Genomic DNA, 19,671 nt, shown 5'->3' on the forward strand with positions numbered 1-19,671 from the left:
ATCAGGCAGAGGGGAAGAAATCGAGCACGTCGCGCAGGCTGGTGCCGATGCGCGTCGGGTGGGTGTCGAGCTGTTCGAGCGGCAGCTTCGCGCGGTTCACCCACAGCGTGGTGAAGCCGGCCCAGGTGGCGCCGATGGCGTCCCAGCCGTTGCTGGAGACGAACAGGATGTCGCGCTCGGGCAGGCCGAGCGCCTGCGCGCCGAGCCGGTAGCAGGCCGGGTCGGTCTTGTAGCGGCGCAGCTCGTGCACGGAGAGCACCGGGTCGATCAGCTCGGCGAAGCCGGCGCTCTTGACGGCCACGGCGAGCATCTCCGGGTCGCCGTTGCTCAGGATGCCGGCCCGGACACCGCGCCGCTGCAGCGCCTGCAGCACCTCGCGGTTCTCCGGGAAGGCGCTGAGGTGGCGGTACTGGTTCATCAGCCGGTCCTCGGCCGCGGCGTCCAGCGGCAGGGCCAGGCGCTGGGCCGCGAAGCGCAGTCCGGCGCGCGTCAGCTCCCAGAACGGCCGGTAGCGGCCGCTCATCGAGACCAGGCGCGTGTACTCGATCTGCTTGTCGCGCCACAGCAGCGCGAGGCGCTCGCCCTGGCCCGGGAACAGCTGCTCGGCGAGCAGGCCCACGCTGTAGACGTCGAACAGCGTCCCGTAGGCGTCGAAGAGCACGGCGCGCGGCCGCGGCAGGGCTTCCATGACGGAACTCTATTCCGAACGATCGCTGACATTAAGGTGTCGAAAAGTCATGGATTCATGACTTCTACGCAAAAATCTCGGCCGCTACGATCCGGCCATGGCGACGCTGCCGCTGCACGGCCTCCGGGTGGTCGAGTTCTCGCACATGGTCATGGGCCCGACCTGCGGCATGGTGCTGGCCGACCTGGGCGCGGAGGTGATCAAGGTCGAGCCGCCCGAGGGCGACGCCACGCGCCGGCTGCTCGGCTCGGGGGCCGGCTTCTTCGCGCTCTTCAACCGCAACAAGAAGAGCCTGGCGCTGGACCTGCACGACCCGCGCGGCCGGGAGGTGGTGCTGAAGCTGATCGGCTGCGCCGACGTGTTCAGCGAGAACTTCAAGCCCGGTGCGATGGAGCGGCTCGGCCTCGGCTGGGCCACGCTGTCGGCGCTGAACCCGCGCCTGATCGGCGTCTCGCACAAGGGCTTCCTGCCCGGGCCGTACGAACAGCGCACCGCGCTCGACGAGGTGGTGCAGATGATGGGCGGCCTGGCCTACATGACCGGCCCGGAAGGCCGGCCGCTGCGCGCCGGCAGCAGCGTCAACGACATCATGGGCGGGCTGTTCGGTGCCATCGGCGTGCTCGCGGCGCTGCGCCAGCGCGAACAGACCGGGTGCGGCCAGCGGGTCGAGAGCGCACTGTTCGAGAACAACGTGCTGCTGGTGGCGCAGCACATGATGCAGTTCGCGGTGACCGGCGCGCCGGCCGCGCCGATGCCCAGCCGCATCTCGGCCTGGGGCGTCTACGACGTGTTCGGCGTGCGCGACGGCGAGCAGATCTTCCTGGCCGTCGTCAGCGACACGCAATGGTCCGCGTTCTGCGCCGCCTTCGGCCTCCCGGAGCTGGCCGCCGATGAGCGGCTGGCGAGCAACAACCAGCGCGTGCGGGCGCGCGACTGGCTGCTGCCGCGGCTGCGCGAGCACCTGGCCGCGCTGCCGGCGGCCGAGATCGCGGCGCGCTTCGAGGCGCACGGCCTGCCCTACGCCCCGATCACGCGGCCCGAGCAGCTGTTCGACGACCCGCACCTGGCCGGCACCGGCGGCCTCGCGCCGATGACGGTGCCGGCCGACGCGAGCAGCGCCGGCCGACCCGTCGAGACCCGCGTGCCGCTGCTGCCGCTGACGCTGGACGGCCAGCGCCTGACGCTGCGCCACGGCCCGCCGGCGCTGGGCGCGCACGGCCGCGCGCTGCTGCACGAACTCGGCTACGACGACGCGGCGATCGACGCGCTGCACGCGGCCGGCGTGCTGGCCGAACCGAGTACCCCTTGAGGTACGGCAACGACGCGGCGCCGCGACCGGCGCCCAATCGACGCACGTCATCGACCTGGAGAACCAGATGCGTGCCCTGACCGAACTCTTCACCACCGACGTGGGCCTGCTGAGCATCGCCGTCATCGCCATCACGCTGGGGATGGGCGGCTACTACCTGCGCTACTTCATCAAGCACGTGCGCGAGGATTCGGAAAAGCAGGCCACCAAGGGCTGATTGCTGACTCCGGCGCGCATAATCGCGCGCCATGGACCGGCTGAAGCAGATCGAATCGTTCGTATCGGTCGCCGGCCGGGGCAGCCTGACCGCCGCCGCCCATGCCGAAGGCGTGGCGCCGGCGGTGATCGGACGGCGCATCGACGCGCTCGAGGAGCGCCTGGGCGTCAAGCTGCTGGTGCGCACCACGCGCAAGATCACGCTGACGCACGAGGGCAGCGCCTTCCTGGAAGACTGCCAGCGCCTGCTGGCCGACCTGGCCAACGCCGAGGCCAGCGTCAGCGCCGGCGGCGTCAAGGCGAGCGGCTACCTGCGCGTCACCGCGCCGGCCGGCTTCGGGCGGCGCCACGTCGCGCCGCTGGTGCCGCGCTTCATCGCCCAGCACCCGGACGTGAACGTCTCGCTGAACCTGAGCGACCGCGTGGTCGACATCGTCAACGAGGGCTACGACTGCGCGGTGCGCGTCGGCGACCTGCCCGATTCCAGCCTGATCAGCGTGCGCATGGCCGACAACCGGCGTCTGTGCGTCGCCACGCCCGCCTACCTGAAGCGCGCCGGCACGCCCAAGCACCCCAACGAGCTGTTCCGCCACGAGTGCCTGACGCTCAGCTCCGACGCCAGCCAGACACGCGGCTGGGCCTTCGAGATCGACGGTGCGGTGACCCACCTGCGCCCGAGCGGCCGGCTCGACTGCAGCGACGGCCAGGTGCTGCACGACTGGTGTGCGGCCGGGCTGGGCATCGCCTGGCGCTCGACCTGGGAGGTGGAGAACGAGATCGCCGCGGGCAAGCTGGTGACGGTGCTGGACGACTTCGCCGCGCCGCCCAACGGCATCTACGCCGTGTTCCCGCACGCGCGCCACCTGGCGCTGCGGGTGCGGCTGTGGATCGACTTTCTCAAGCACACCTACGGCGACGCGGCCTACTGGCGCGCGCTGCCCGCCGCCGCATGATCCTGGATGCCGTTCTCGCCTACCTGCATGTCGCCGCCATCCTGACGGCGGTGGTGTTCGTCGCCAGCCAGGCCGCGCTGTGCCGGCCCGAGTGGCTCAACGCGGCGGCGGTGCAACGGCTGGTGCGGGTCAACACCATCTACCTGGTGGCGCTGGTGCTGGTGCTGCTCAGCGGCGCCGCGCGCGCGCAGTGGGGCGCCAAGGGACCGGAATGGACCTGGTCTCAGCCGCTGCTGCACCTCAAGCTGGCGCTGACGCTCGTGATGCTCGTGATGGCCGTCGGCCCGGCGCGGCGTTATGCCGCCTGGGGCGCCCGGCTGGCCGATGGCGGGGCGCTGCCCGACGCGGCCGAGGTTCGTGCCACGCGGCGCAGCGTGATGATCGCCTCGCACCTGATGCTGATCGTCCCGCTGGCCGCGGTGCTGCTGGCCCGCGGGCTGCTGACGCGCTGAACTACTTCGCGGCGGAGGCGGCCGAGGCCGCGGCGGCCACCGCATCGGCACTGCACTTCTTGACGAAGCTGTTCCTGGCCGCGCCGGCAAGCTTCTTCTCGGCAGCCTGGCCTTCGCAGGCCGCCTGGGCGGTGGCCGTGTCGCGCTCGCACTTCTGCATGAAGCTGTTCTTCGCCGCACCGGCGAGTTTCTTCTCGGTGGCCCGCGCCTCGCAGGCCGCATCGGCAGCGTGGGCGACGGGGGCGACGGTGGCCAGCAGCAGGGCCAGGGCGGGCAGGAGGTTCTTCATGGGCCGGACTGTACCGGGTTCGGGCCCGACGCCGCCGCTCAGAGAATCCGCCGCGGGTGCGCCAGCGCCTCGTGCGCCGCATGCAGCCGCCGCACCAGCACGCGGATGAAGGCCTCGTCGAAATGGTGCCGGCAGCCCGGGCTGAGCTGCGCCAGGGTCTCGGGCGTGAAGGAAATCGTCGTGGCCGTCTCGGTGACGATCACGTCGGTGCTGTGCTGGCGCAGGTCGGGGCTGGGCGCGAGGTAGGCCATCTCGCCGACGCTCGTGCCGGCGCCGAGCTGGGCCACCTTCTGCCCGTCGCGGAACACCTCGACCTCGCCCTTGGCGATGATGTGGAAGGTGCGCCCCTCCTCGCCCTTGCGGTAGAGCGCGTGGCCGAACTCGAAGCGCTGCCAGCGGGCCCGGTGCACCACCTCCCAGAGCTCGACGTCGCCGAAGCCGTTGAAGAAGTCGAGGTTGCGCAGCAGCGTGAAGCGCTCCGAGTCGAGCACGCCCTGCAGCTGGCCGCGCGGCACATGCTGGTGCGTGATCAGGCCCGACAGCGCCTGGGCGAACTCGTCCCAGTCGCGGTAGCGCTTGGCGGGGTCCTTGGCCAGGGCGCGCTGGATCACCGCGTCCACCGTCGGCGCCACGCCCGAGCGCAGGTGCTGCAGCGGCCCGGGCTGGTGGTGGTAGATCTGCTGCATCATGGCCGACTGCACCTGCGCGTCGAACGGCGGGCGGCCGGCGATCAGGTGGTACAGCACGGCGCCGAGCGAGTAGATGTCGGCGCGGCAGTCGAGCGCCGCGCCGTCGAGCTGCTCGGGCGACATGTAGGCCAGCGAGCCGACGCGGTAGACCTGCGTCACGTCGGAGGCGAGGTTCAGCACGCTGCCGAAGTCGGTGATCTTGACGTCGGTGATGTTGCCGGCGTTCAGCGTCACCAGCAGGTTGGCCGGCTTGACGTCGCGGTGGATCAGCCCCTGGCGGTACACGTAGCCCAGCGCCATCGCGCACTTGAAGCCGAGCTCGACGATCAGCTCCAGCGACAGCAGCTGGTCGGCGCGGCAGTAGGGCCGCAGCGTGCTGCCGGCGACGTACTCCATCACCAGGTAGGGCTCCACCGGGTCGGGCACGGCGTCGAGGATCTGCACCACGTTCGGGTGCTTGAGCCGGCCCACCAGCGCGGCCTCGGCGGCGAAGAAGCGCTCGAAGTAGCGGTTCTCGCGCCCGTCGGCCACCACCATCGGGCGCACCTTCTTGATCGCGACGTCGCGGTCGAGGAAGTCGTCGTGGCAGAGGAAGACCTCGCTCGTGGCGCCCTCGCCGAGCCGGCGCAGCACGCGGTACTTGCCGATGGCCGCCGGCGGCTCCGTCGGCGCGGCCACGGACTCGGGGCGGGAGGAGGAACGGGTGAGCGACGACATGGCCAGGCGGCGCGCGAAGCGCCTGCGGCGATCTTGGCACGTTCGGGGTGCGGTGCGGCGCGGAAATGGGGGCGGAACCGGGGTCAATCGCCCGCGCCGTGCCTCGCCCTGCCGCGCCGGGGCACCGGAGGGCGCCCCGTAGAATCCCCGCCCATGATCCAAGCCCGACAGGAGCTGCTGGCTGCGCTGGGCGCAGCGCTGGCCGACATCGCCCCGCAGGCCACGCCGGCCGCGGCGTTCGAGACGCCCAAGCAGGCCGCCCACGGCGACCTGGCGGTGACCGCCGCGCTGCAGCTCTCGCGCAGCCTGAAGAAGAACCCGCGCGAGCTGGCGCAGGCGCTGATCGCGGCGCTGCAGGCGCAGCCGGCGGTGCAGCGCTGGGTGGAGTCGATGGAGATCGCCGGGCCGGGCTTCGTCAACCTGCGGCTGCGCGCCAGCGCGCGCCAGGCGGTGGTGGCCGAGGTGCTGGCCGCCGGCGACGCCTTCGGCCGCGCCCCGGCCACCGGCCAGCGCGTGCTGGTGGAGTTCGTGTCGGCCAACCCGACCGGCCCGCTGCACACCGGCCACACCCGCCAGGCCTGCCTGGGCGACGCGATCTGCAACCTGCTCGAATGGCAGGGCGCGCAGGTGACGCGCGAGTTCTATTACAACGACGCGGGCGTGCAGATCGCCACGCTGGCCACCTCGGTGCAGGCGCGCCTGAAGGGCCTCAAGCCGGGCGAGCCGGGCTGGCCCGAATCGGCCTACAACGGCGACTACATCGCCGACGTGGCGGCCGACTTCGCGGCCCGGAAGACGGTGCATGCCGACGACCGCGAGTTCAGCGCCAGCGGCGACCCGGACGACCTGGACGGCATCCGCCAGTTCGCCGTGGCCTACCTGCGCCACGAGCAGGACCTGGACCTGAAGGCGCTGGGCGTGCGCTTCGACCGCTACTTCCTCGAGTCCAGCCTGTACGGCGACGGCCGCGTCGAGGACACCGTGCGGCGCCTGGTCGCCTCGGGCAAGACCTTCGAGGACGGCGGCGCGCTGTGGCTGCGCAGCACCGAGTACGGCGACGACAAGGACCGCGTGATGCGCAAGTCCGACGGCAGCTACACCTACTTCGTGCCGGACGTCGCCTACCACCTCGTCAAGTTCGAGCGCGGCTTCGCCAAGGCGATCAACATCCAGGGCGGCGACCACCACGGCACCGTCGCCCGCGTGCGCGCCGGCATCCAGGCCGCGGGCATGGGCGTGCCGGCCGGCTACCCGGATTACGTGCTGCACAAGATGGTCACGGTGATGAAAGGCGGCCAGGAGGTGAAGATCTCCAAGCGCGCCGGCAGCTACGTGACCCTGCGCGACCTGGTCGACTGGACCGGCCGCGACGCGGTGCGCTTCTTCATGCTCAGCCGCAAGGCCGACACCGAGTTCGTGTTCGACGTCGACCTCGCGCTCAAGCGCAACGACGAGAACCCGGTCTTCTACGTGCAGTACGCGCATGCGCGCATCTGCTCGGTGATTGCCCAGTGGGTCGAGCAGGGCGGCGACGAGGCGACGCTGGCGCAGGCCGACCTGGCGCGGCTCACCGCCCCGAGCGAGGCGGCGCTGATGCTCAAGCTGGCCGAGTTCCCGAACGTGCTGGCCGGCGCGGCCGCGGCGCTCGCGCCGCACGACATCGCCTTCTACCTGCGCGACCTGGCCGGCGCCTTCCACGCCTACTACGCCAGCGAGCGCTTCCTGGTCGACGACGCCGCCCTGGCGCGCGCCCGGCTGGCCCTGCTGGCCGCGACGCGCCAGGTGCTGCGCAACGCGCTGGCCCTGCTCGGCGTGGCCGCCCCGCAACGCATGGACCGCGAGCAGCCGGCCCTGGAGACCGCATGAAATCGCAGCGTGGTGGCTTCGTGATGGGCCTGATCGTCGGCCTGCTGGTCGGGCTGGCGCTGGCGCTGGCAGTGGCGCTGTACGTCACCAAGGTGCCGGTGCCCTTCGTCAACAAGGTGCCCCAGCGCACCCCCGAGCAGGACGCCGCCGAACTCGAGCGCAACAAGAACTGGGACCCGAACGCGCCGCTGTCCACGCGCCCGGGCAAGGCCGCCAGCGGCACGGTGCCGGCGCTGGCAACGCCGCCCGCCCCGCCCGTGGCCGGCGCGTCGGCGCCGGCGGTGGCCACACCGCGGCCGGCCGCCTCCGCGCCGGGCCGCGACCCGGCGGCCATCCTGGCCGGCCAGGTGCCGGGCAGCAGGCTGCCGGCCACGCCGGCCGCCGACCCCTTCCTCTACTTCGTGCAGGCCGGCGCCTTCAACCGCCCGGAAGACGCCGAGCAGCAGCGCGCCCGCCTGGCGATGATGGGCTACGAGGCCAAGGTCACCGAGCGCGAGCAGTCCGGCAAGACCATGTACCGCGTGCGCATCGGCCCGTTCGACCGCAAGGACGACGCCGATGGCGCCAAGGACAAGCTGGCCGGCGGCGGGGTCGACGCCGCGCTGGTGCGGGTCCAGAAGTGAGCGGGATGCAGCGCCGCCGCTTCAGCGCCGGTCTGCTGGCCGGTGCCGCGCTGCCGGCGCTGGCGCAGGGCATCCCGGCCGAGGGCACGCACTACGTGCGGCTCAGCCAGCGGGCGCCGGTCGATGCGCCGCCGGGGAAGGTGGAGGTGCTGGCCTTCTTCTGGTACGGCAGCCCGCAGTGCAACACCGTCACGCCGGCGCTGGAGGCCTGGGCCGGCCGGCTGCCGGGCGACGTGCTGTTCCGGCACGTGCCGGTGGCGCTGCGCGACGAGCCCTTCACCGCGCACCAGCGCCTGTACTACGCGCTCGAGGCGCTGGGCCAGCTGCCGGCGCTGCACCGCAAGGTGTATTACGCGATCCATGTCGGGCGCACCCGGCTCGACGCGCCGGCCGACATGGCCGCCTTCGTGGCCCGCCAGGGCGTCGACGCGGAGCAGTTCCGCGCCGCCTATGCCTCGAAGGAGGTGCAGGCCAAGGCCCAGAGGGCCCGCCAGCTGTCGGCCGCCTACAAGATCGACGGCGTGCCGGCGATCGGGGTGCAGGGCCGCTATTTCACGACCGCGGGCCTGGCCGGCTCGCCGCAACGCCTGCTGGCCGTGGCGGATTTCCTGATCCCGCTCGCGCGCAAGGGCTGATCGGCACGGCTGTCGTCCCCTGCGGGACCCGGGGCCACGCTAGAATGGCCTGCAAGTTTCGTGCCCTCATGCGAACTCCCAACGCCCCGAACCTGACACGCCGCTTGCGGCGCGCCGCCGCGCTCGGCCTGCTCGCCGCCGGGCTGCTGCCGTTGCCGGGCCTTGCCGAGAAGGCCGACCGTTTCAAGCCGCTGAACGTCGAGGCCGACCAGCCGGGCCGCATCGACCTGCTCAAGCAGTTCGTCGAGTTCAACGGCAACGTCGTGGTCACCAAGGGCACCATGACCATCCGCGCCAGCCGCATCGAGGTGCGCGAGACGCCCGACGGCTACCACACGGCGGTCGCCTTCGGCACCGCCGGCAAGCCGGCCACCTTCCGCCAGAAGCGCGACGGCGTGGACGAGTACATCGAGGGCGAGGCCGAGCGGCTCGAGTACGACGGCCGCACCGACACCATCCGCTTCGTCACCAACGCCGCGGTGCGGCGCACGCGCGGCAGCGGCACGGCCGACGAGATCACCGGCAACCTGGTCACCTACGACGGCGTGACCGAGGTGTTCAGCGTCTCCGGCGGCGCCGCGGCAACGCCGGCCAACCCGGGCGGCCGGGTGCGCGCCGTGCTCGCACCGCGCGAAGGCACGGCGGCAGCAGCCGAAGCGGCCTCGGCGGCCAGCGCGGCGGTGCCGGCGCTGCGCACCAGCCCATCGTTGGGGACACCGCGGTGAGCGCCGTGCCCGCCGCCGCGACCCGCCCGCACCGCCTGGAAGCGCTCGGGCTGCAGAAGTCGTACGGCGTGCGCAAGGTGGTCAAGGACGTGCGCCTGGCGGTCGACAGCGGCGAGGTGGTGGGACTGCTCGGGCCCAACGGCGCCGGCAAGACGACGAGCTTCTACATGATCGTCGGCCTGGTGCGCGCCGACGCCGGGCAGATCAGCATCGAGGGCCAGCGGGTCGAGCGGCTGCCGATCCACCGGCGCTCGCGGCTGGGCCTGTCGTACCTGCCGCAGGAGGCCTCGATCTTCCGCAAGCTCAGCGTCGAGGAGAACATCCGCGCCGTGCTCGAGCTGCAGATCGACGCCGACGGCAAGCCGCTGCGCGCCGCACAGATCGAGCAGCTGCTCGAGTCGCTGCTGCACGACCTGTCGATCGAGAAGCTGCGCCACGTGCCGGCGCCGGCGCTGTCGGGCGGCGAGCGGCGGCGGGTGGAGATCGCGCGCGCGCTGGCCACCCAGCCGCGCTTCATCCTGCTCGACGAGCCCTTCGCCGGCGTCGACCCGATCGCGGTGCTGGAGATCCAGCGCATCATCCGCTTCCTTAAGGCACGCGGCATCGGCGTGCTGATCACCGACCACAACGTGCGCGAGACGCTGGGCATCTGCGACCGCGCCTACATCATCAGCGACGGCACCGTGCTCGCCGAAGGCACGCCGTCGGAGATCGTCGAGAACCCGGACGTGCGCAAGGTCTATCTCGGCGAGCACTTCAGAATGTGAGCGACGGGCCATGAAACCGTCCCTGCAGGTCCGCCTCTCCCAGCACCTGGCGCTGACGCCGCAGCTGCAGCAGTCGATCCGGCTGCTGCAGCTCTCGACGCTCGAGCTGCACCAGGAAGTCGAGCAGATGCTCGAGCAGAACCCCTTCCTGGAGGCCGACGAGGACGCGCCGGCGCCCTTCGAACCGCTGGCCGAGCGCACCTCGCCGGCCGAACGCGCCGGCGAGCAGGAGAGCGAACGCGCGGCCGAATCCGGCAGCGACGCGGGCGACGACGCGCCGGGGCTGGACAGCGCCGAGCTCGGCACCACCGAGCGCGACGACTGGGAGAACGGCACCGAGCGCGACGACTTCGACGGCATCGGCGAGGCCCCGTCCAAGAGCGCCGGCGCCGGCGAGGGCGACGACTTCGACGGCCAGGAGCGCGACACCGCGATGCCCACGCTGCAGGACCACCTGCGCCAGCAGCTGATGGGCATGCGCCTGCCGGCCGAGGACGCGGCCGCGGTGTCGGTGCTGATCGAGTCGCTCGACGACGACGGCTACCTGGCCGACCCGATCGAGGAGATCGCCGCGCAGCTGCTCGGCCCCGAGGCGAGCCCGGAGGAGCTGGAGGATCTCGTCGACAAGCTGCGCTGCGGACTGCGCTTCCTGCAGAGCATGGAGCCCACCGGCGTGGGCGCGGCCAACCTGCCCGAGTGCCTGACGCTGCAGCTGCGCGCGCTGCCGCGCAGCGAGGCGCAGATGGTGGCCATCATCGTCTGCAAGCAGCACCTCGACCTGCTGGCGCGGCGCGACCTGAAGAAGCTGACTGCCGCCACCGGTGCCGACGAGGAGCTGCTCAAGCAGGCCCAGGCGCTGATCGTCGCCTGCGAGCCCAAGCCGGGCCGGCCGTTCGCGCGCGCCGAGGCCAACATCGTGGTGCCCGACGTGATCGTGCAGAAGTCCGGGCGCGGCTGGAAGGTGGTGCTGAACCCGGACGTGATGCCGCGCCTGCGCATCAACGACCTGTACGCCAACGCGATCCGCCAGGGCCGCGGCAGCAACAGCCTGAACGGCGCCGGCGCGGGCCTGAACGCGCGGCTGCAGGAGGCGCGCTGGTTCATGAAGAACATCCTGCAGCGCTTCGACACCATCCAGCGGGTCTCGCAGGCCATCGTCGAGCGCCAGAAGGCCTTCTTCACGCACGGCGAGATCGCGATGAAGCCGCTGGTGCTGCGCGAGATCGCCGACGAGCTCGGCCTGCACGAATCGACCATCTCGCGCGTGACCACCGCGAAGTACATGGCCACCCCGTTCGGCACCTTCGAGCTGAAGTACTTCTTCGGCTCCTCGCTGAACACCGATGCGGGCGGCAACGCGTCGTCGACGGCGGTGCGCGCGCTCATCAAGCAGCTGGTGGCGGCGGAAGACGCGGCCAAGCCGCTGTCGGACAGCCAGATCTCGCAGATGCTCGAGGAGCAGGGCATCCAGGTCGCGCGCCGCACGGTGGCCAAGTACCGCGAGGCGCTGAAGATCGCGCCGGCCAACCTGCGGAAGGCGATGTGAGACTGTTCCTTCCTTGCGCGGCCGGTGTCGAGGAATGGCTGGCCGAGGAAGTGATGCGTCAGCTTCCGGAGCGCCGCGTCGAGCGCCAGCGTGGCGGCGTCGCGCTCGAAGGCGACGAGGCCGACGTCATGCGCCTGAACCTCGAATGCCGCCTCGCCCAGCGCGTGCTCGTCGAGGTGGCGCACGGCCGCTACCGCGACGAGCAGGACCTGTACGCGCTGGCTCGCACGGTCGGCTGGTCGCACTGGATCACGCCGCGCCACACGCTGCGCGTGGACACCACCGCGCATCGCTCGCCGCTGCGCAGCCTGAACTTCGCCGCGCTGCGCGTGAAGGACGCGGTGTGCGACCAGCTGCGCGAGGCGCACGGCGCGCGGCCCGACGTCGACACCCGCGCGCCCGACCTGCCGCTGCTGCTGCACCTGGGCGCCGAGGACGCCACGCTGTATGTCGACAGTTCCGGCGAAGCGCTCTTCAAGCGCGGCTGGCGCGAGGACAAGGGCGACGCGCCGCTGAAGGAGACGCTGGCCGCCGCGATGCTCGCGGCCGCCGGCTGGCGCGGCACGCCCGAGGCCGGCGGGGCGCTGCACGACCCGTGCTGCGGCTCCGGCACCATCGCCATCGAGGCGGCGCAGATCGCCTGCGGCATCGCCCCCGGGCTGCAGCGCCGCTTCGCCTTCGAGCGCCTGCTGCCCTTCGGCACCCCGGCGCTGCGGACGCGCTGGCAGCAGCTCAAGCAGGCGGCGCGCGAGCGCATCCACGAGGCCGCGGTGCCGATCGTCGCCAGCGACGTCGCGTTCCGCATGGTCGACTTCGCGCGCCGCAACGCGCAGCGCGCCGGCGTGGCCGGGGCGATCGAGTTCCACGGCGGCGACGCGCTGGAACGCCCCGCCCCCGAGCTGCCCGCCGGGCTGCCCGGCACGCTGATGATCAACCCGCCCTACGGCGAGCGCATCGACGTGGCCGGCAAGGCCGGCGCCAACAAGGCGCTGCCGGAGGACTTCTTCGCCCGCCTCGCGTCGCACTGGAAACGCGCCTACACGCAGCACCCGGCCGGCTGGACCGCCTGGGTTCTGAGCCCGGACATGAAGCTGCCCGGCGCGATGCGGCTGAAGGAATCGCGCCGCGTGCCGATGTGGAACGGGCCGATCGAGTGCCGGCTGTTCCGTTTCGACCTCGTGCGCGGCTCGGCGCGCGTGCCGCGCACCGCCGTCGCGGACGACGACGAACCTAACGACTGACCTTCACGGCCACCGGCGCGCTGCTGGCCAGCACGGCGCCGCCCGGCGCGTTGGCCACCAGCTCGAGCCGGAACACGTAGTCGCCCGGCGGCGGGCGCAGCCAGGCCTCGGTGGCGCCGTTGGTGAAGGCGATGCGCTCGCTCGCGCCGCCCTTGGCCTGCGCGACGACGCGGAAGTGCCCGGTGTTCGGCTCGCGGATGTCGACATGGCTGACGTTCAGGCCCGAGGCGTGGAACTGCAGGTGGATCGGCGCAGCCAGCGTCTGACCGTCGCGCGGCGCGAGCAGCGTCACGCCGGGCTGGACCAGCGACTTCGGGTCGACCCGCTCGTTCTTCGCCGTGACCGTGATGGTCATCGGCTTGCTGTAGATGAAGTACGGGATGTGCTTGTGGTCGGCCAGCAGCAGGCGCAGCGTGTAGCTGCCGGGCTTGAAGTCCAGCACCGTCTCCATCTGGCCCTTGCCGAAGTGGCGGTACTGGTCGTTGAAGGGCAGCGGCTGCCGGAAGTCCAGCGGCAGGTCGCGGTTGACCAGCAGGTGGTGGTGGCCGGTGTCGGGCACCGCCTGGGTGATGGCCGCCAGCCCGGTGCGCGACAGCCCGAAGCGCAGCACGAACGGCGTCTCGATGCGGTCGCCGTCCTTCAGGTTGGTGAAGTAGGTGCTCGGCTGCGGCAGCGGCACCGGCAGCGTCACCCAGGGGTGGCGCGGCTCGTCGGCGGCCGCAGCGCCTGCCAGCAAGGCGGCGCCGAGCGCCAGCAGGGTCGGTGTCTTCTTCATCGTGCTCCCTCGAGATGGATCGCCAGGTGCGCCAGCAGCGCCAGCGGCGCGGTGTCGGCGCGCAGCACGCGCGGGCCGAGCGTCACCGGCACGAAGCCGCGCGCGCGCGCCAGCGCCTCCTCGTCCGCGCTCAGCCCGCCCTCGGGCCCGCTGAGCGCCAGCACCGGCTCGCGCCCGGCCTCGCGCGGCAGCGGCTGGGCGTCGCGCAGGCTGAGCAGCAGGCGCCAGGACTCGTCGTCTTCACGCAATCCGGCCAGCCAGTCGGACAGGCTGCGCACCGGCGCCACCTGCGGCACCCGCGTGCGGCCGGACTGCTCGGCCGCCGCCACCGCCACCGCCTGCCAGTGCTGCACCTTCTTCTGCGCCCGCTCGCCGGCCAGGCGCAGCACCGAGCGCTCGCACAGCAGCGGCTGGATCGCCGCGACGCCGAGCTCGCAGGCCTTCTCGACCAGCGTGTCCATGCGGTCGTTGGCGGGCATGCCCAGCGCCAGCGTCACCGGCCGCGCCAGCTCGCGCGAGACCGGGTCGTGCTCGCCGACCTGCACGTCGACCGCCTGGCGGCCCATCGCCGCCACGCGCGCCGACCATTCGCCGCCGCGGCCGTCGAACAGCGTCAGCGCATCCCCCGGCTGCAGGCGCAGCACCTGCACGTGGCGCGCCGCGCCGTCGGGCAGGCGCAGCGCGGCGCCGGCGGCAAGCGGCACGTCGACGTGAACGCGCGGCACGCGCCCCGGGGCCTGCAGCACCGCCTTCACGCGAACGACGCGCCTTCCAGCCAGCTGGCGACGATCTCGCGCGTGTAGACACTCGCCACCTCGACGATGAAGCGGCTGAAGTCGACATGCGCGCTGTCGTCGGCCCGGTCGGAGATGGTGCGCAGCACGGCGAACGGCGCGCCGAAGTCGGCGCAGACCTGCGCCAGCGCGGCGCCCTCCATCTCGACGGCCAGCGCGTCGGGCAGCAGCTTGCGCAGCCGCTCGCTCTCCGGCGCGGTGGCGACGAAGCGGTCGCCGCTGATCACCAGGCCCTCGTGCAGCAGCGGGCTGTCGATGCCGAAGTCGGCCAGGTGCGCTTCGCCGATGCGCGTGCGCGCGTCGTTGAGGCAGTGCAGCGTGGCGGCGGCCAGGGCGTCGCTCAGGGCCGGGTCGCTGGGAAAGCGCGCGCGCCCGGTCAGCGGCACCTCGAAGCGCGGGAACAGCGGCGAGGCGTCCATGTCGTGCTGCAGCAGCTCGCGCGCCACCACCACGTCGCCCACCCGCACGCCGGCGCCCAGGCCGCCTGCCGCGCCGGTGAAGACGATGCGCTCGACCTCCACCTCGTGCAGCAGCAGCGCGGCGGTGGTGGCCGCGGCGACCTTGCCGATGCCCGAGAGCACCAGCACCACCGGCCGGCCCATCATCTGCCCGAGGTGGAAGCGCCGGCCGGCGAACTCGGCCTGCTGCGGCCGCTCGAGCAGGGGCAGCAGCGCGCGCAGTTCCTCGTGCATCGCGCTGACGATCGCGGTACGGCTCAATCGGGGCTCCGGGTCACGGGCCCGATGTTGCCACCAACCGGGTCAGCTCTTGCCGCGCAGCTCGCGGCGCAGGATCTTGCCCACCGGCGTCTTGGGCAGCTCGGTGCGGAACTCCACCACCTTGGGTCGCTTGTAGCCGGTCAGGTGCGCCTCGCAGTAGGCGCGCACGTCGGCCTCGGTGACGGCCGGGTTCTTCTTCACGATCACCAGCTTGACCGCCTCGCCGGCCTTCTCGTCGGGCACGCCGATGGCCGCGCACTCGAGGATGCCCTCCATCTGCGTGACCACGTCCTCGACCTCGTTCGGGTAGACGTTGAAGCCGCTGACCAGGATCATGTCCTTCTTGCGGTCGACAATCTTGAAGTAGCCGCGCTCGTCGACCACGCCGATGTCGCCGGTGCGGAAGAAGCCGTCGGCCGTCATCACCTTGGCGGTCTCGTCGGGGCGCTGCCAGTAACCGGCCATCACCTGCGGCCCCTTGATCGCGATCTCGCCCGGCGTGCCGATGGGCACCTCGCGGCCGTCGTCGTCGAGCAGCGTGAGCTCGGTGTTGGGCATCGGCAGGCCGATGTTGCCGCTGTAGGAGGTGCTGTCCACCGGGTTGCAGGTGGCCGAGGGCGAGGTCTCGGAGAGGCCGTACCCCTCGACGATCGGGCAGCCGGTCTTCTCCAGCCAGAGCTTGGCGGTGGCGCTCTGCACCGCCATGCCGCCGCCCACCGAGATGACCAGTCCGCTCCAGTCCACCGAGTTGAACTCGGGATGGTTGGCCATCGCGTTGAACAGCGTGTTGACCGCCGGGAAGGAGTGGAACTTCTCGCGCGCCAGGTCCTTGAACATGGCCGGCAGGTCGCGCGGGTTGGCGATCAGGATGATGCAGCCGCCGATGCGCATCGACAGCATCATGTTCGTGTTGAAGCCGAAGATGTGATAGATCGGCAGCGCGCAGACGGTGTGGACCTGCTCACCGGCCGGGATCTTCTTCAGCGCCGGCTGGTACCAGGCCTCGGCCTGCAGCAGGTTGGCCACCAGGTTGCGGTGCAGCAGCACCGCGCCCTTGCTGACGCCGGTGGTACCGCCGGTGTACTGCAGCACGGCGATGTCGTCCGGGCCCGTCTGCGCCGGCTTGAAGCTGCGCCGCTGGCCCTCGGCCAGCGCGTCGGCGAAGCGCACGGCGCCCTTCAGCTCGAAGGCCGGCACCATCTTCTTCACCTTGCGCACCACGTAGTTGACGATCAGCGACTTCGGAAAGCCCAGCATGTCGCCGAGCGCAGTGAGGATGACCTGCTTGGTCGGCACCGCGTCCTTCACCTGCTGCAGCGTGTTGGCGAAGTTCTCCAGGATCAGGATCGCCTTGGCGCCCGAGTCCTTGAGCTGGTGCTCGAGCTCGCGCGGCGTGTACAGCGGGTTGACGTTCACCACCACGCAGCCGGCGCGCAGGATGGCGCACACCGCCACCGGGTACTGCGGCACGTTGGGCATCATCACCGCCACCCGGTCGCCGCGCTCCAGGCCGATCGACTGCAGGTAGGCAGCCAGCGCGCGCGCGGCCTCGTCGATGCGGCCGTAGGTGATCGCCTTGCCCATGAACTTGCACGCCGGCAGGTTGGCGTACTTCTTCAGGCTGTCCTCCATCAGCGCCACCAGCGACGGGTACTGCGCCACGTCGATGTTCGCCGGCACGCCTGCGGGGTATTGCTTGAGCCAGATCTTGTCCATGTGCTGCGGGGCCTCGTCGGATTGCGGCCGATTCTGACCGAGCCACGCAGACCCCCCGCTAGGGTTTTTCGACAGGGGTGCCGACTTTCGACCCGGGTATTCCCGGCATCGCCCGCACCGAGCGCGGCGCGATACTCGATCAACTGGTCAGGCCACTTGACCACCGTCCCGCCCGCCCATGCCGCTGCAAGCCATCGAGACGCGCCGCCTGTACCGCCAGATCGCCGACCAGCTGCGCGAGGCGATCGAACGCGGCGAATTCCCAGCCGGCACGCGCCTGCCGCCCGAGCGCGACCTGGCGGCGCAGCTCGGCGTCTCGCGCCCGTCGGTGCGCGAGGCGCTGATCGCGCTGGAGGTCGAGGGCCGCGTCGAGGTGCGCATGGGCTCGGGCATCTACGTGCGCGAGCCCGATGCGGCCGGCGCGCGCGCCGCGCTGCACGAGGCCGAGAGCCCGCTGGAGACGATCCGCGCGCGCCAGCTGATCGAAGGCGAGCTGGCCGCCTACGCCGCGCTGCACATGAAACGTGCGCAGCTGACCGGCCTGCGCGAGGCGATCGCGCTGATGGAGGACGAGGCGCGCCACGGCCAGGTGCCCACCGGCGGCGACCGGCTGTTCCACACCCGCATCGCCGAGGCGAGCGACAACTCGGTGCTGCTGCGCCTCGTCGGCGAACTGTTCGACGAGCGGCGCAACCCGCTGTTCGAGCAGCTCGGCAACCACTTCGAGAACCCGCGCAGCTGGGCTATCGCGATCGCCGAGCACCGCGCGGTGCTGGAGGCGATCGCGCAGCAGTCGCCGCACGCGGCGCGCGAGGCGATGGCGCTGCACCTGGCCAACTCGCACGAACGCTTCATGGCGAGCTGGCCGGCCGAGGCGCCGCCGAAGGCGCCCCGGCGTCCGCGGAGCACGGCATGAGTGTTGTCGTCCGCCTGCACGCGGCGCGCGACCTGCGCGTCGAGACCCTGCCCGAGCCGGGCGAGCTCGGCGCGCACCAGGTCGAGGTGGCGCTGGGCGCCGGCGGCATCTGCGGCTCGGACCTGCACTACTGGCGCGAGGGTCGGGCCGGTGCCTTCGTGCTGCGCGAACCGCTGGTGCCCGGCCACGAGGCTGCCGGCACGGTGCTGCGCACCGGCGCCGGCGTGACCCGGGTCGCGCCGGGCGACAAGGTGGCCGTGAACCCCTCGCACCCCTGCGGCCGCTGCGCGCGCTGCCGCGAGGGCCGCGAGAACCTGTGCGAACACATGCTGTTCCTCGGCAGCGCGAGCGTGTTCCCGCATGCGCAGGGCCTGTTCCGCAGCCGCTTCGTGCTCGGCGAGGCCCAGCTCACCGCGGTGGACGAAGACATCGCGCTGGCCGAGCTGGCCTGCGCCGAACCGCTGTCGATCGGCCTGCACGCGGTGCACCGCGCCGGGCCGCTGCTCGGCAAGCGCGTGCTGGTCACCGGCGCCGGCACCATCGGCTGCCTGTGCGCCGCGGCGGCGCGGCTGGCCGGCGCGGCCGAGGTGAGTGTGGTGGACCTGGCCGACCGCCCGCTGGCGGTGGCCCGCGCGATGGGCGCCGACCGCACGCTGCGTGGCGACATGCTGGCCAGCGCCGACCTGGCCGACGCCGCCGACGTGGCGATCGAGGCCGCCGGCAGCGCCGCCGCGCTGCAGACCTGCCTGGACGCGGTGCGCCGCGGCGGGCGCATCGTGCAGGTGGGCACGCTGCCGCCGCAGGGCATCACCTTCCCGGCCAACCAGATCATGGTCCGCGAGCTCGAGCTCGTCGGCGCGTTCCGCGCCGCGCACGCGTTCGACTGGGCCGTGCAGGCGCTGCGCACGCGGCGCGTGGACGTGCGGCCGCTGCTCAGCGCCGCGCTGCCGCTGTCGCGCGCGCAGGAGGCCTTCGAACTCGCGGCCGACCGCAGCCGCAGCACGAAGGTCCAGCTGATCCCCGACTGACCACGGACGACCGACAACCCCGCGAAGGAGACACGCGATGAAGCAGTTCCTGAAGGTCCTGATCGCCGCCGCTGCGCTGGGCGCGAGCGCCGCCGCTCTCGCGCAGACCAAGCTCAAGTGGGCGCATGTCTACGAGACCAGCGAGCCGTACCACACGCAGTCGGTGTGGGCGGCCGAAGAGATCAAGAAGCGCAGCAACGGCAAGTTCGACATCCAGGTGTTCCCGGCCTCCTCGCTCGGCAAGGAGACCGACATCAACCAGGGCATGCTGCTGGGCACGGTCGACATGATCATCAGCGGCCCGTCGTTCGCGGCGCGCAGCTACCCGCGCCTGGGCATCGCCTACTACCCGTTCATCTTCCGCGACGGCGACCACCTGCTCGCCTACAGCAAGAGCGAGGTGTTCAAGGAGATCGCCGAGGGCTTCCGCGGCAAGACCGGCATCCAGATCACCGCCTACACCTACTACGGCGCGCGTCACACGACGAGCCAGAAGGAGTTCAAGGACTGCGCCGGCATGAAGGGCCTGAAGATCCGCGTGCCCGACGTGCCCGCCTACCGTGCCACGCCCGAGGCCTGCGGCGCCAACCCGACGCCGATCGCCTTCGCCGAGGTCTATCTCGCGCTGCAGAACGGCACGGTGGACGCGCAGGAGAACCCGCTCACCACCATCGAGGCCAAGAAGTTCTACGAGGTGCAGAAGCACATCATGCTGACCGGGCACATCGTCGACGGCCTGACCACGCAGGTCGCCCCGCATGTCTGGAACACGCTCTCGGACGCCGAGAAGAAGATGTTCACCGAGGTCACGCAGGAGGCCGCGGCGCGCGCGTCGGCGCAGATCAAGAAGCGCGAGGCCGAGCTCGTCGACGAGTTCAGGAAGAAGGGCCTGGGCGTGCACGAGGTCAATCGCCAGAGCTTCGTCGACGCGGTGCTGAAGGCCAAGCCGGTCGAGTCCATGGGCTTCGACAAGAAGGACTACGACCGCATCGTCTCGATCAAGTGAC

The 19,671-nt window shown here is 71.8% G+C and carries 21 protein-coding genes; 14 read left to right on the forward strand and 7 right to left on the reverse strand.

Features of this window, described 5'->3' with window-relative positions; translation table 11 throughout:
- Window position 1: 1 nt before the first annotated feature.
- Window positions 2–688: a haloacid dehalogenase type II gene (locus D9C15_RS03080; RefSeq protein WP_127995944.1), complete on the reverse strand. Its 687-nt coding sequence runs from the start codon at window positions 686–688 to the stop codon at window positions 2–4.
- 97 nt (window positions 689–785) lie between these two features.
- Between D9C15_RS03080 and D9C15_RS03085 the strand changes: the two genes are divergently transcribed.
- The 4 genes from D9C15_RS03085 to D9C15_RS03100 all read left to right on the forward strand — a co-directional run bounded on the left by D9C15_RS03085 (window position 786) and on the right by D9C15_RS03100 (window position 3,618).
- The gene (locus tag D9C15_RS03085) at window positions 786–1,997 is read left to right on the forward strand and encodes a CaiB/BaiF CoA transferase family protein (RefSeq protein WP_127995945.1); all 1,212 of its coding nucleotides are present in this window, start codon (window positions 786–788) and stop codon (window positions 1,995–1,997) included.
- Window positions 1,998–2,064: 67 nt separating this feature from the next.
- Window positions 2,065–2,214 carry a DUF3149 domain-containing protein gene (locus tag D9C15_RS03090; protein WP_127995946.1) on the forward strand — a complete coding sequence of 50 codons (150 nt, stop codon included), beginning with the start codon at window positions 2,065–2,067 and terminating at the stop codon, window positions 2,212–2,214.
- A gap of 31 nt (window positions 2,215–2,245) precedes the next feature.
- Entirely contained in the window at window positions 2,246–3,166 is a 921-nt protein-coding gene (locus D9C15_RS03095; protein WP_127995947.1) for a LysR family transcriptional regulator, read from the forward strand.
- Window positions 3,163–3,618 carry a DUF2214 family protein gene (locus D9C15_RS03100; protein WP_127995948.1) on the forward strand — a complete coding sequence of 152 codons (456 nt, stop codon included), beginning with the start codon at window positions 3,163–3,165 and terminating at the stop codon, window positions 3,616–3,618. Before D9C15_RS03095 ends, D9C15_RS03100 begins: the two co-directional genes overlap by 4 nt.
- A 1-nt stretch (window position 3,619) precedes the next feature.
- On the opposite strand, the gene D9C15_RS03105 is transcribed toward D9C15_RS03100, so the two are convergent.
- Together D9C15_RS03105 and D9C15_RS03110 are read right to left on the reverse strand one after the other, a co-directional pair.
- The gene (locus D9C15_RS03105; RefSeq protein WP_127995949.1) at window positions 3,620–3,907 is read right to left on the reverse strand and encodes a hypothetical protein; all 288 of its coding nucleotides are present in this window, start codon (window positions 3,905–3,907) and stop codon (window positions 3,620–3,622) included.
- Between the two features lie 38 nt (window positions 3,908–3,945).
- Complete coding sequence (locus tag D9C15_RS03110) at window positions 3,946–5,313, reverse strand: serine/threonine-protein kinase (protein ID WP_127995950.1); 1,368 nt, start codon at window positions 5,311–5,313, stop codon at window positions 3,946–3,948.
- A gap of 153 nt (window positions 5,314–5,466) precedes the next feature.
- Here D9C15_RS03110 and argS point away from each other — a divergent pair, with 153 nt between their 5' ends.
- The 7 genes from argS (at window position 5,467) to D9C15_RS03145 (ending at window position 12,716) form a co-directional block, all read left to right on the forward strand.
- Window positions 5,467–7,179 carry an arginine--tRNA ligase gene (gene argS / locus D9C15_RS03115; protein WP_127995951.1) on the forward strand — a complete coding sequence of 571 codons (1,713 nt, stop codon included), beginning with the start codon at window positions 5,467–5,469 and terminating at the stop codon, window positions 7,177–7,179.
- On the forward strand, window positions 7,176–7,802 hold the full coding sequence (locus D9C15_RS03120; RefSeq protein WP_127995952.1) for an SPOR domain-containing protein: 627 nt from the start codon (window positions 7,176–7,178) through the stop codon (window positions 7,800–7,802). Before argS ends, D9C15_RS03120 begins: the two co-directional genes overlap by 4 nt.
- Window positions 7,803–7,807: 5 nt before the next feature.
- The gene (locus D9C15_RS03125; RefSeq protein ID WP_127995953.1) at window positions 7,808–8,437 is read left to right on the forward strand and encodes a thiol:disulfide interchange protein DsbA/DsbL; all 630 of its coding nucleotides are present in this window, start codon (window positions 7,808–7,810) and stop codon (window positions 8,435–8,437) included.
- A gap of 68 nt (window positions 8,438–8,505) precedes the next feature.
- Window positions 8,506–9,162, forward strand: coding sequence for a lipopolysaccharide transport periplasmic protein LptA (gene lptA, locus D9C15_RS03130; protein WP_127995954.1), 657 nt, complete (start codon window positions 8,506–8,508; stop codon window positions 9,160–9,162).
- Complete coding sequence (gene lptB / locus D9C15_RS03135; RefSeq protein WP_240668264.1) at window positions 9,159–9,929, forward strand: LPS export ABC transporter ATP-binding protein; 771 nt, start codon at window positions 9,159–9,161, stop codon at window positions 9,927–9,929. The genes lptA and lptB overlap by 4 nt, the downstream gene beginning before the upstream one ends.
- 10 nt (window positions 9,930–9,939) lie before the next feature.
- Window positions 9,940–11,475: an RNA polymerase factor sigma-54 gene (locus tag D9C15_RS03140; RefSeq protein ID WP_127995956.1), complete on the forward strand. Its 1,536-nt coding sequence runs from the start codon at window positions 9,940–9,942 to the stop codon at window positions 11,473–11,475.
- Window positions 11,472–12,716, forward strand: coding sequence for a THUMP domain-containing class I SAM-dependent RNA methyltransferase (locus tag D9C15_RS03145; RefSeq protein WP_375138739.1), 1,245 nt, complete (start codon window positions 11,472–11,474; stop codon window positions 12,714–12,716). Before D9C15_RS03140 ends, D9C15_RS03145 begins: the two co-directional genes overlap by 4 nt.
- On the opposite strand, the gene D9C15_RS03150 is transcribed toward D9C15_RS03145, so the two are convergent.
- Genes D9C15_RS03150 through D9C15_RS03165 form a run of 4 tightly spaced genes read right to left on the reverse strand, consistent with a single transcriptional unit; the run spans window position 12,706 to window position 16,720 of the window.
- Complete coding sequence (locus D9C15_RS03150; RefSeq protein ID WP_127995958.1) at window positions 12,706–13,491, reverse strand: DUF4399 domain-containing protein; 786 nt, start codon at window positions 13,489–13,491, stop codon at window positions 12,706–12,708. The two genes, D9C15_RS03145 and D9C15_RS03150, sit on opposite strands and share 11 nt — an antisense overlap.
- Window positions 13,488–14,216 carry a 16S rRNA (uracil(1498)-N(3))-methyltransferase gene (locus D9C15_RS03155; RefSeq protein WP_127996117.1) on the reverse strand — a complete coding sequence of 243 codons (729 nt, stop codon included), beginning with the start codon at window positions 14,214–14,216 and terminating at the stop codon, window positions 13,488–13,490. The genes D9C15_RS03150 and D9C15_RS03155 overlap by 4 nt, the downstream gene beginning before the upstream one ends.
- A 26-nt stretch (window positions 14,217–14,242) precedes the next feature.
- Window positions 14,243–15,004, reverse strand: coding sequence for a 5'-methylthioadenosine/adenosylhomocysteine nucleosidase (locus D9C15_RS03160; RefSeq protein WP_127995959.1), 762 nt, complete (start codon window positions 15,002–15,004; stop codon window positions 14,243–14,245).
- Window positions 15,005–15,046: 42 nt separating this feature from the next.
- Window positions 15,047–16,720 carry a long-chain-fatty-acid--CoA ligase gene (locus D9C15_RS03165; protein WP_127995960.1) on the reverse strand — a complete coding sequence of 558 codons (1,674 nt, stop codon included), beginning with the start codon at window positions 16,718–16,720 and terminating at the stop codon, window positions 15,047–15,049.
- A gap of 178 nt (window positions 16,721–16,898) precedes the next feature.
- On the opposite strand from D9C15_RS03165, the gene D9C15_RS03170 reads away from it, so the two are divergent.
- From D9C15_RS03170 to D9C15_RS03180, 3 genes are read left to right on the forward strand one after another with little or no spacing between them, the layout of a single operon-like run.
- Window positions 16,899–17,636 carry a FadR/GntR family transcriptional regulator gene (locus tag D9C15_RS03170; RefSeq protein ID WP_127995961.1) on the forward strand — a complete coding sequence of 246 codons (738 nt, stop codon included), beginning with the start codon at window positions 16,899–16,901 and terminating at the stop codon, window positions 17,634–17,636.
- The gene (locus tag D9C15_RS03175) at window positions 17,633–18,664 is read left to right on the forward strand and encodes an L-idonate 5-dehydrogenase (RefSeq protein ID WP_127995962.1); all 1,032 of its coding nucleotides are present in this window, start codon (window positions 17,633–17,635) and stop codon (window positions 18,662–18,664) included. The genes D9C15_RS03170 and D9C15_RS03175 overlap by 4 nt, the downstream gene beginning before the upstream one ends.
- A 37-nt stretch (window positions 18,665–18,701) precedes the next feature.
- On the forward strand, window positions 18,702–19,670 hold the full coding sequence (locus D9C15_RS03180; RefSeq protein ID WP_127995963.1) for a sialic acid TRAP transporter substrate-binding protein SiaP: 969 nt from the start codon (window positions 18,702–18,704) through the stop codon (window positions 19,668–19,670).
- Window position 19,671 lies beyond the last annotated feature (1 nt).

The organism is Piscinibacter defluvii, assembly GCF_004011805.1.
Lineage (GTDB): Bacteria > Pseudomonadota > Gammaproteobacteria > Burkholderiales > Burkholderiaceae_C > Piscinibacter > Piscinibacter defluvii.

What these genes read in the sequence shown, in the direction of transcription:
- D9C15_RS03080 (WP_127995944.1), bottom strand. Translation starts at nt 688, where the DNA reads ATGGAAGCCCTGCCGCGGCCGCGCGCCGTGCTCTTCGACGCCTACGGG.
- D9C15_RS03085 (WP_127995945.1), top strand. Translation starts at nt 786, where the DNA reads ATGGCGACGCTGCCGCTGCACGGCCTCCGGGTGGTCGAGTTCTCGCAC.
- D9C15_RS03090 (WP_127995946.1), top strand. Translation starts at nt 2,065, where the DNA reads ATGCGTGCCCTGACCGAACTCTTCACCACCGACGTGGGCCTGCTGAGC.
- D9C15_RS03095 (WP_127995947.1), top strand. Translation starts at nt 2,246, where the DNA reads ATGGACCGGCTGAAGCAGATCGAATCGTTCGTATCGGTCGCCGGCCGG.
- D9C15_RS03100 (WP_127995948.1), top strand. Translation starts at nt 3,163, where the DNA reads ATGATCCTGGATGCCGTTCTCGCCTACCTGCATGTCGCCGCCATCCTG.
- D9C15_RS03105 (WP_127995949.1), bottom strand. Translation starts at nt 3,907, where the DNA reads ATGAAGAACCTCCTGCCCGCCCTGGCCCTGCTGCTGGCCACCGTCGCC.
- D9C15_RS03110 (WP_127995950.1), bottom strand. Translation starts at nt 5,313, where the DNA reads ATGTCGTCGCTCACCCGTTCCTCCTCCCGCCCCGAGTCCGTGGCCGCG.
- argS (WP_127995951.1), top strand. Translation starts at nt 5,467, where the DNA reads ATGATCCAAGCCCGACAGGAGCTGCTGGCTGCGCTGGGCGCAGCGCTG.
- D9C15_RS03120 (WP_127995952.1), top strand. Translation starts at nt 7,176, where the DNA reads ATGAAATCGCAGCGTGGTGGCTTCGTGATGGGCCTGATCGTCGGCCTG.
- D9C15_RS03125 (WP_127995953.1), top strand. Translation starts at nt 7,808, where the DNA reads ATGCAGCGCCGCCGCTTCAGCGCCGGTCTGCTGGCCGGTGCCGCGCTG.
- lptA (WP_127995954.1), top strand. Translation starts at nt 8,506, where the DNA reads ATGCGAACTCCCAACGCCCCGAACCTGACACGCCGCTTGCGGCGCGCC.
- D9C15_RS03140 (WP_127995956.1), top strand. Translation starts at nt 9,940, where the DNA reads ATGAAACCGTCCCTGCAGGTCCGCCTCTCCCAGCACCTGGCGCTGACG.
- D9C15_RS03150 (WP_127995958.1), bottom strand. Translation starts at nt 13,491, where the DNA reads ATGAAGAAGACACCGACCCTGCTGGCGCTCGGCGCCGCCTTGCTGGCA.
- D9C15_RS03165 (WP_127995960.1), bottom strand. Translation starts at nt 16,720, where the DNA reads ATGGACAAGATCTGGCTCAAGCAATACCCCGCAGGCGTGCCGGCGAAC.
- D9C15_RS03170 (WP_127995961.1), top strand. Translation starts at nt 16,899, where the DNA reads ATGCCGCTGCAAGCCATCGAGACGCGCCGCCTGTACCGCCAGATCGCC.
- D9C15_RS03175 (WP_127995962.1), top strand. Translation starts at nt 17,633, where the DNA reads ATGAGTGTTGTCGTCCGCCTGCACGCGGCGCGCGACCTGCGCGTCGAG.
- D9C15_RS03180 (WP_127995963.1), top strand. Translation starts at nt 18,702, where the DNA reads ATGAAGCAGTTCCTGAAGGTCCTGATCGCCGCCGCTGCGCTGGGCGCG.